The organism is Dactylosporangium aurantiacum, assembly GCF_000716715.1.
GTDB lineage: Bacteria > Actinomycetota > Actinomycetes > Mycobacteriales > Micromonosporaceae > Dactylosporangium > Dactylosporangium aurantiacum.
In genome coordinates this window covers 1-910 of sequence record NZ_JNYJ01000140.1, presented here as the reverse complement: position 1 = coordinate 910, position 910 = coordinate 1, and the positions used below count along the sequence as shown (strand labels likewise).

General features: G+C 63.7%; 1 protein-coding gene. It reads left to right on the top strand.

The features are described 5' to 3' along the window. On the top strand, positions 1-909 hold a 909-nt coding region (locus tag OP18_RS50650; protein WP_033368002.1), incomplete at its 5' end, for an ABC transporter substrate-binding protein. Between the last annotated feature and the right edge of the window lies 1 nt (position 910).

Sequence of the window (910 nt, the reverse complement as noted above, 5' to 3'; positions counted from 1 at the left end):
GAGGACGCCGGTAGCGGTAAGAAGGACGACGGCAAGATCACGATGGGCTTCGCGCAGGTCGGCGCGGAGAGTGGCTGGCGTACCGCGAACACCAAGTCGATCCAGGAGGCTGCCACGGCCGCCGGCATCGACCTGAAGTTCTCCGACGCGCAGCAGAAGCAGGAGAACCAGATCAAGGCGATCCGGTCCTACATCGCGCAGAAGGTGGACATCATCGCCTTCTCGCCGGTCGTCGAGTCGGGCTGGGACACCGTGCTCAAGGAGGCCAAGGACGCCAAGATCCCGGTGATCCTGACCGACCGTGCGGTGGACTCGAAGGACACGTCGCTGTACAAGACGTTCATCGGTTCGGACTTCGTGCTGGAGGGCAAGAAGGCCGGTGAGTGGCTGGTGAAGGAGTACCAGGGCAAGACCGACACGGTGAACATCGTGGAGCTGCAGGGCACCACCGGCTCGGCGCCGGCCAACGACCGCAAGTCCGGCTTCGCCGACGTGATCAAGGCCGACCCGAAGTTCAAGGTGATCGCGTCGCAGACCGGTGACTTCACCCGGGCCAAGGGCAAGGAGGTCATGGAGGCCTTCCTGAAGGCGAACCCGAAGATCGACGTGCTGTACGCGCACAACGACGACATGGGTCTGGGTGCGATCGAGGCGATCGTGGCGGCGGGTAAGAAGCCTGGCGTCGACATCAAGATCATCACGGTGGACGCGGTGAAGGACGGTATGACGGCCCTGTCCGAGGGCAAGATCAACTACATCGTGGAGTGCTCGCCGTTGCTTGGCCCTCAGCTGATGGACCTGGCCAAGAAGGTCGTTGCCGGTGAGACGATCCCGCAGCGCGTCCTGACCGAGGAGACCACCTTCACCCCGGAGCAGGCGAAGGCCGCGCTGCCGAACCGCAAGTACTGAG